A 7298-nucleotide genomic window follows, 5' to 3' on the forward strand; every position below is an offset into this window, starting at 1 on the left:
GCACGATTGCGCAGTTCCGGCCCTCACCGTGCAAGAGTACGGCTCCGGTCCTCACTGCACACTCGGGCTTGCTCGCTACGGTTCTTTCACACCTTCCGCGTCCTACCGCTGCCCACTTCCATGCCCCGCACGCACGCCGCCTCCGCTCCCGCCCCCGACGCCGAGCTGCCCGAAGTCAATTTCTCCGATTACGGCGACGTGCGCAGCCTGCATCTGGGCAGCATCTGGATCCAGGGCTCGATGCGGATCGACGACCCGTTCGCGATCGAGCTGGAATACGTGCAGCGGATGATGGCCTGGCTGCTGTTCGTGCCGCCGTCGTCGGTCGCCAAGCGCCATGCGATGCAGCTGGGGTTGGGCGCCGGCGCGCTCACCAAGTTCTGCCGCCGCAAGCTGCGGATGCGCACGACGGCCATCGAACTCAACCCCCGGGTGGTGCACGCCTGCCGCGGCTGGTTCAAGCTGCCGGCGGACGACGAGCGCCTGCGGGTGCTCGTGGCCGATGCGGCCGAGGAGATCCGCGACCCGCGCTGGCACGGCACCGTCGACGCGCTGCAGGTCGACCTGTACGACGAGGACGCCGCGGCGCCGGTGCAGGACAGCGCCGATTTCTACCGCGACTGCCATGCGCTGCTGACCGAGGAAGGCTGCATGACGGTCAACCTCTTCGGACGCGCGTCCAGCTACACCGCCAGCCTGGCCAGGATCGTGGCCGCTTTCGGCCAGGAGGCGGTCTGGGCCTTCAAGCCCACCCGCGAGGGCAACACCGTGGTGCTGGCCCGGCGCACCCCGCAGCCGCTGGACCGGGCCACGCTCGTGGCCCGCGGCGACGCGATCCAGCAGCGCTGGGGCCTGCCAGCCGCCAAATGGGCGAAGGTGTTCAAGCCGGTCGCGCCGTGACGCGCGGTCGTCGTTCCATCCTGCGCACCGATCCTCCGCTTTCGATCCACACCCCATGAGCGCCACTGCACCGCCGGTCTTTTCTCCCGTCGCCCACATCGGCCTGATCGACTGGCGCAGCGTCGTCGGCTGGCTGCGCGACGACGGCGTGATCTCCGAGGAGGAGGCCCAGCGCACCATCGCCCGCTGCGCCCGCGCCGAGAGCGTGCAGCATCCGCTGGTGCGGCTCGGCCACGTCGCGATGGTGCGGCAGGCCGACGGCAAGCCGCTCGACGTCGAGGCGCTCACCCAGTACGTCGCGGTCAAGGCCGGCATCGCCTACCTGCGGATCGATCCGCTGCGGGTCGACGTGGGCAAGGTGGCCGACACGATGAGCGCGGCCTATGCCGAGCGCCACCGGGTGCTGCCGGTGCAGGTGACCGCCGCCGAGGTGGTGGTCGCCACCAGCGAGCCCTTCGTGGCCGACTGGGTGCCCGAGGTCGAGCGCCAGGCGCGGCGCACGGTGCGCCGGGTGCTGGCCAATCCGCAGGACATCCAGCGCTTCACCGCCGAATTCTTCTCGCTCGCCAAGTCGGTGCGAGTGGCGCAGAAGGCGGGCGGCAACGCGGGCGGCGCCAGCTTCGAGCAGCTGGTGGAACTGGGCAAGACCAACCGCCAGCTCGACGCCAACGACCAGGGCGTGGTCAAGGTGGTCGACTGGCTGTGGCAGTACGCCTTCGACCAGCGCGCCAGCGACATCCACCTGGAGCCGCGGCGGGAGCAGGGCGTGATCCGGTTCCGGATCGACGGCGTGCTGCACCCGGTCTACCAGATGCCGATCGGCGTGCTGACCGCGATGACCGCGCGGATCAAGCTGCTCGGCCGGATGGACGTGGTCGAGAAGCGCCGCCCCCAGGACGGCCGGATCAAGACCCGCAATCCGCGCGGCGACGAGGTGGAGATGCGCCTCTCGACCCTGCCCACCGCCTTCGGCGAGAAGATGGTGATGCGGATCTTCGACCCCGACACCGCGGTCAAGGACCTGGACGCGCTGGGCTTCACCCCGCACGACGCCGGCCGCTGGGAGCTGCTGGTGCGCCGGCCGCACGGCATCGTGCTGGTCACCGGCCCCACCGGCTCGGGCAAGACGACCACGCTCTACTCGACGCTCAAGCGCGTGGCCACCGAGGCGGTGAACGTCAGCACGGTGGAAGACCCGATCGAGATGATCGAGCCCACCTTCAACCAGACCCAGGTGCAGACGGCGCTCGATTTCGGTTTTACCGAAGGCCTGCGGGCGCTGATGCGGCAGGACCCGGACATCATCATGGTCGGCGAGATCCGCGACCTGGCCACCGCCGAGATGGCGGTGCAGGCGGCGCTCACCGGCCACCTGGTCTTCTCGACCCTGCACACCAACGACGCGCCGTCGGCCGTCACCCGGCTGATGGAGCTGGGCGTGCCTTCCTACCTGGTCAACGCCACGCTGCTCGGCGTACTGGCCCAACGCCTGGTGCGCACCCTGTGCCCCAGCTGCCGCCAGCCCGACCCGGACGCCCAGCCCGAGGCGATGGCCGACGTGATCAAGCCCTGGAAGCTGAACGGCCCGTACAAGCCCTACCGGCCGGTGGGCTGCGTCGACTGCCGCATGACCGGCTACCGCGGCCGCATGGGCATCTACGAGCTGCTGACGGTGACCGAGGGCTTCAAAGACCTGGTCAACCGCGAGCCGAGCATCGCCGCGCTGCGCCGTCAGGCGGTGGCCGACGGCATGCGCCCGCTGCGCCTGGCCGGCGCGCTGCGAGTGGCCGAAGGGCTGACGACCTTGGACGAGGTGCTGAGCGCCACGCCGCCGCTGGAATGAGCCCGTAGCGGGGCCGGGCCGCCGCGCAGCTGCCGCGGCGATGTCGAACGACCGCCGTCGGAGCGCACCAGCGTGGGGCGGCCGAGGGATTTCCCCGAGACGCCGGTAGGTGGAATCCACATCCGCCCGCCGTGGGGCCCGTCGCACAATTCCCGAGTCCTAATTTCAGTCTTGGAGAATGCTGTGAAGATAAAAAGTCAAAAAGACTTCTTTTCCGGCCTCATGTTCCTGGGAATCGGCATCGCCTTTTCCTGGGGTGCGACCACCTACAACGTAGGCGAAGGCGCGCGCATGGGACCGGGCTACTTCCCGCTGGTGCTGGGCATCGTGATGTGCATCCTGGGTGCCGTCATGACGCTCAAGGCCACCATCGTCGCCACCGAAGGCGGCGACCCGATCGGCAAGTGGGCCTGGAAGCCCCTGTTCTTCATCATCGCGGCCAACCTGGCGTTCGGTGTGCTGCTGGGCGGCCTGCCGAGCATCGGCCTGCCGCCGATGGGCCTGATCGTCGGCATCTACGCGCTGGCGTTCATCGCCAGCCTGGCCGGCGAGAACTTCAAGGTGGTGCCCACCTTCATCCTGGCGACCGTGCTGGCGATCGGCAGCTACATCGCCTTCATCTGGGCCCTGAAGCTGCAGATGGCGGTCTGGCCCACCTTCATCACCGGCTGAGGACAACGGGACTATGGAACTCTTCGAACATCTCTCGCTGGGTTTCGGCGTGGCCTTCACGCCGATCAACCTGCTCTATGCCTTCATCGGCTGCCTGCTGGGCACGCTGATCGGCGTGCTGCCGGGCATCGGCCCGGTCGCGACCATCGCGATGCTGCTGCCCGCCACCTACGCGCTGCCGCCGGTGTCGGCCCTGATCATGCTGGCCGGCATCTACTACGGCGCGCAGTACGGCGGCTCCACCACCGCCATTTTGGTGAACCTGCCGGGCGAATCGTCCTCGGTGGTGACGGTGATCGACGGCTACCAGATGGCGCGGCGCGGCCGGGCGGGTCCCGCGCTGGCGGCGGCGGGCCTGGGCTCGTTCTTCGCCGGCTGCGTCGGCACGCTGATCCTGGCGGCCTTCGCGCCTCCGCTGACCGAGCTGGCGTTCAAGTTCGGTCCTGCCGAATACTTCTCGCTGATGACCCTGGGCCTGATCGGCGCCGTGGTGCTGGCGTCGGGTTCGCTGTTGAAGGCGGTGTCGATGATCGTGCTGGGCCTGTTGCTGGGCCTGGTGGGTACCGACGTCAACTCCGGCGTCGCCCGCTACAGCTTCGACATCCCCGAGCTGACCGACGGCATCGGCTTCGTGGCGATCGCCATGGGCGTGTTCGGCTACGGCGAAATCATCGCCAACCTGGCCCATCCCGAGGACGAGCGCGAGGTGTTCACCGCCAAGGTGCACGGCCTGATGCCGACGAAGGAAGACTTCAAGCGCATGGTGCCCGCGGTGCTGCGCGGTACGGCGATCGGCTCCGCGCTCGGCATCCTGCCCGGCGGCGGTGCGCTGCTGGCGGCCTTCGCGGCGTACACGATCGAGAAGAAGACCAGGCTCCAGCCCGGCGAAGTGCCGTTCGGCCAGGGCAACATCCGCGGCGTGGCGTCGCCCGAGTCGGCCAACAACGCCGGTTCGCAGACCTCTTTCATCCCGCTGCTGACGCTGGGCATTCCGCCCAACGCGGTGATGGCGCTGATGGTGGGCGCGATGACCATCCACAACATCCAGCCCGGCCCGCAGGTGATGACCAGCAACCCCGAGCTGTTCTGGGGGCTGATCGCCTCGATGTGGATCGGCAACGCGATGCTGATCATCCTGAACCTGCCGCTGATCGGCCTCTGGATCAAGCTGCTGTCGGTGCCGTACAAGTACCTGTTCCCGTCGATCGTGCTGTTCTGCGCGGTGGGTGTCTACACCACCAACAACAACACCTTCGACGTGTGGATGGTGGGCGCGTTCGGTGTCGTCGGCTACATCTTCCACAAGCTGGGGTGCGAACCCGCACCGCTGCTGCTGGGCTTCATCCTGGGCCCGATGATGGAAGAGAACCTGCGCCGCGCGCTGCTCCTGTCCCGCGGCGATTGGAGCGTGTTCGTCACCCGTCCGATCTCGGCCGGCCTGCTGGCGGCCGCCGCGCTGCTGCTGGTGATCGTGCTGCTGCCGGCGGTGAAGGCCAAGCGCGAAGAGGCCTTCGTCGAAGAATAATCGCGGTTCCACCGCGAGAGAGGGCACCTGCGGGTGCCCTTTTTCTTATTTGCATCACCCACGAGGAATCGAGATGGAACTGGGACTCAAGGGCAAATGGGCGTTGGTCTGCGGCGCGAGCAAGGGCCTGGGGCGCGGCTGCGCCGAGGCGCTGGCGGCCGAAGGCGTGCATGTCCTGATCGTCGCCCGTGGCGCTGAGGCGCTGGAAGCCACCGCGGCCGAACTGCGCCAAGGCGCGGCGCGGCAGCACGGCAGCACCGTGGAGGCCCTGGCCGCCGACATCACCACGCCCGACGGCCGCGCGGCGGTCTTCGCCGCGCGGCGCGATTTCGACATCGTCGTCACCAATGCCGGAGGCCCGCCGCCCGGTGATTTCCGCGAATGGGACCGCGAGGCCTGGTTGAAGGCGATCGACGCCAACATGCTCACGCCGATCGAACTGATCAAGGCGACGGTCGACGGCATGGCCGAGCGCGGCTTCGGGCGCATCGTCAACATCACCTCCGGCGCGGTGAAGGCGCCGATCGACGTGCTGGGCCTGTCCAACGGTGCCCGCAGCGGCCTGACCGGCTTCGTGGCCGGCGTGGCGCGCAGCGGCATCGCCGGCCGCGGCGTCACCGTCAACAACCTGCTGCCCGGCGCCTTCGACACCGACCGGCTGCGGGTGACCATGGCCGCGGGTGCCAGGAAGACCGGCGTGGACCCTGACACCGTGGCCGACAAGCGCCGCAAGACGATCCCGGCGCAGCGCTTCGGCACGCCGGCCGAGTTCGGCGCGATCTGCGCCTTCCTATGCAGCACGCACGCCGGCTACATCACCGGCCAGAACGTGCTGGCCGACGGCGGCGCCTACCCCGGCACCTTCTGATCTGGCCTGCGGTGCCGCCGCGGTGGTGCGCCCGGCGGGCAAGCGTGGCGCGATGCCCCGCGTCGTACCCCGCGCCAACCTTTTGCAGGAGACACACCTTGAGCAAAGCCGTTCGCATCGACCGCCACGGCGGTCCGGAAGAAATGAAGATCGTCGATGTCCAGGTCGGCGCGCCCGGCCCGGGCGAGATCCGCATCCGCCACAAGGCGGTGGGCCTCAACTTCATCGACGTCTACCAGCGCACCGGGCTCTATCCGTTCGCGATGCCGCTGCAGCTGGGCATGGAAGCCGCGGGCACGGTCGAGGCGGTGGGCGAGGGCGTGACGCACCTGGTCCCGGGCGACCGTGCCGCCTACGCCAGCGCACCGCCCGGCAGCTACAGCGAGGAGCGGGTCATGCCGGCCCGCAACGTCTGCAAGCTGCCCGACGCGATCGATTTCGAGACCGGTGCCGCGATGATGCTCAAGGGCCTCACCGCGCAGTACCTGCTGAAGAAGACGTTGCCGGTCGAGGGCCTGCGGCCCGGCGACCAGGTGCTGTTCCATGCCGCCGCGGGCGGTGTCGGCCTGATCGCCTGCCAGTGGGCGCGGGTGCTGGGCCTGCAGCTGATCGCCACCGCCGGCTCCGACGAGAAGTGCGCCCTGGCGCTGGAGAGCGGCGCGGCCCATGCGATCAACTACCGCACCGAGGATTTCGCCGCGCGGGTCGGGGAGATCACCGACGGCCGTGGGGTGAAGGTGGTCTACGACTCGGTCGGCAAGGACACCTGGGAGAAGTCGCTCGACTGCCTGCGGCCCTTCGGTCTGATGGCCAGCTTCGGCAACGCGTCCGGCCCGGCGCCGGCCTTCGCGCCCGGGGTGCTGGGCGCCAAGGGCTCCCTCTACGTCACCCGCTAAACGCTGTTCACCCACATCGCCACCCGCGAATCGACCCAGGCGATGGCCGACGAGCTGTTCGCCGTGGTGGCCTCCGGCCAGGTCAAAATCCACATCGCCCAGCGCTACCCGCTGGAGGACGTGCAGCAGGCGCACCGGGACCTGGAAGCGCGCCAGACCACCGGCTGCTCGATCCTTACGCTGTAGCCGGCCTTTGTTGCTTAGGGCTTGGTGCCCTCATATCGCTCTGTGCGAACGACTTTCCCAAAAGGATCAAGCCAGCGCCATTCACCAATTTTTTTGCCCATTTCGTACTGCCCTTCAATCACTACGTGCCCGTACTCGGCGATGACGAATTTTCCATGGTTTATGGAACACATGAGCTGCAGGCCCGACTCTCCCCACGGTTCGTAATGAAGATGAGAACCCTCGGGGCACTCGACCTTTTTGTTAGCAAGGACCTCGTAGTTTGAGTTTGATCTTCCACACGCAGCGGCCCCCAGCATAGCTGCAAGGAGCACTAGTGTGGTGTCTCAAAAATAAGCCGAACTAAGTTGACGAATGGTTATCCATGAGTTTCCAAGTCCAGGAAACTACAAAGATGACCAGATCAGG

5 protein-coding genes and 1 pseudogene are annotated in these 7298 nt (G+C 68.0%); all 6 read left to right on the forward strand.

The genetic code is table 11. The features are described from left to right. The first annotated feature begins 120 nt into the window (after nt 1-120). The 6 genes and pseudogenes from DFQ15_RS13935 to DFQ15_RS13960 all read left to right on the forward strand — a co-directional run bounded on the left by DFQ15_RS13935 (nt 121) and on the right by DFQ15_RS13960 (nt 6890). Entirely contained in the window at nt 121-900 is a 780-nt protein-coding gene (locus DFQ15_RS13935) for a class I SAM-dependent methyltransferase (RefSeq protein WP_110466559.1), read from the forward strand. 55 nt (nt 901-955) lie between these two features. Then, nucleotides 956-2743, forward strand: a complete 1788-nt coding sequence (locus tag DFQ15_RS13940) for a GspE/PulE family protein (RefSeq protein WP_110466560.1) — start codon at nt 956-958, stop codon at nt 2741-2743. A gap of 183 nt (nt 2744-2926) precedes the next feature. Beyond that, on the forward strand, nt 2927-3415 hold the full coding sequence (locus tag DFQ15_RS13945) for a tripartite tricarboxylate transporter TctB family protein (protein ID WP_110466561.1): 489 nt from the start codon (nt 2927-2929) through the stop codon (nt 3413-3415). A gap of 13 nt (nt 3416-3428) precedes the next feature. After that, a complete protein-coding gene (locus DFQ15_RS13950; protein WP_110466562.1) occupies nt 3429-4940 on the forward strand; it encodes a tripartite tricarboxylate transporter permease in 1512 nt (503 codons plus the stop codon). A gap of 73 nt (nt 4941-5013) precedes the next feature. Then, nucleotides 5014-5808: an SDR family oxidoreductase gene (locus DFQ15_RS13955; RefSeq protein WP_110466563.1), complete on the forward strand. Its 795-nt coding sequence runs from the start codon at nt 5014-5016 to the stop codon at nt 5806-5808. A 98-nt stretch (nt 5809-5906) separates the two neighbouring features. Beyond that, a pseudogene (locus DFQ15_RS13960) lies at nt 5907-6890 on the forward strand (quinone oxidoreductase family protein). Nucleotides 6891-7298 lie beyond the last annotated feature (408 nt).

Source organism: Xylophilus ampelinus, from assembly GCF_003217575.1.
Classification (GTDB): domain Bacteria; phylum Pseudomonadota; class Gammaproteobacteria; order Burkholderiales; family Burkholderiaceae_C; genus Xylophilus; species Xylophilus ampelinus.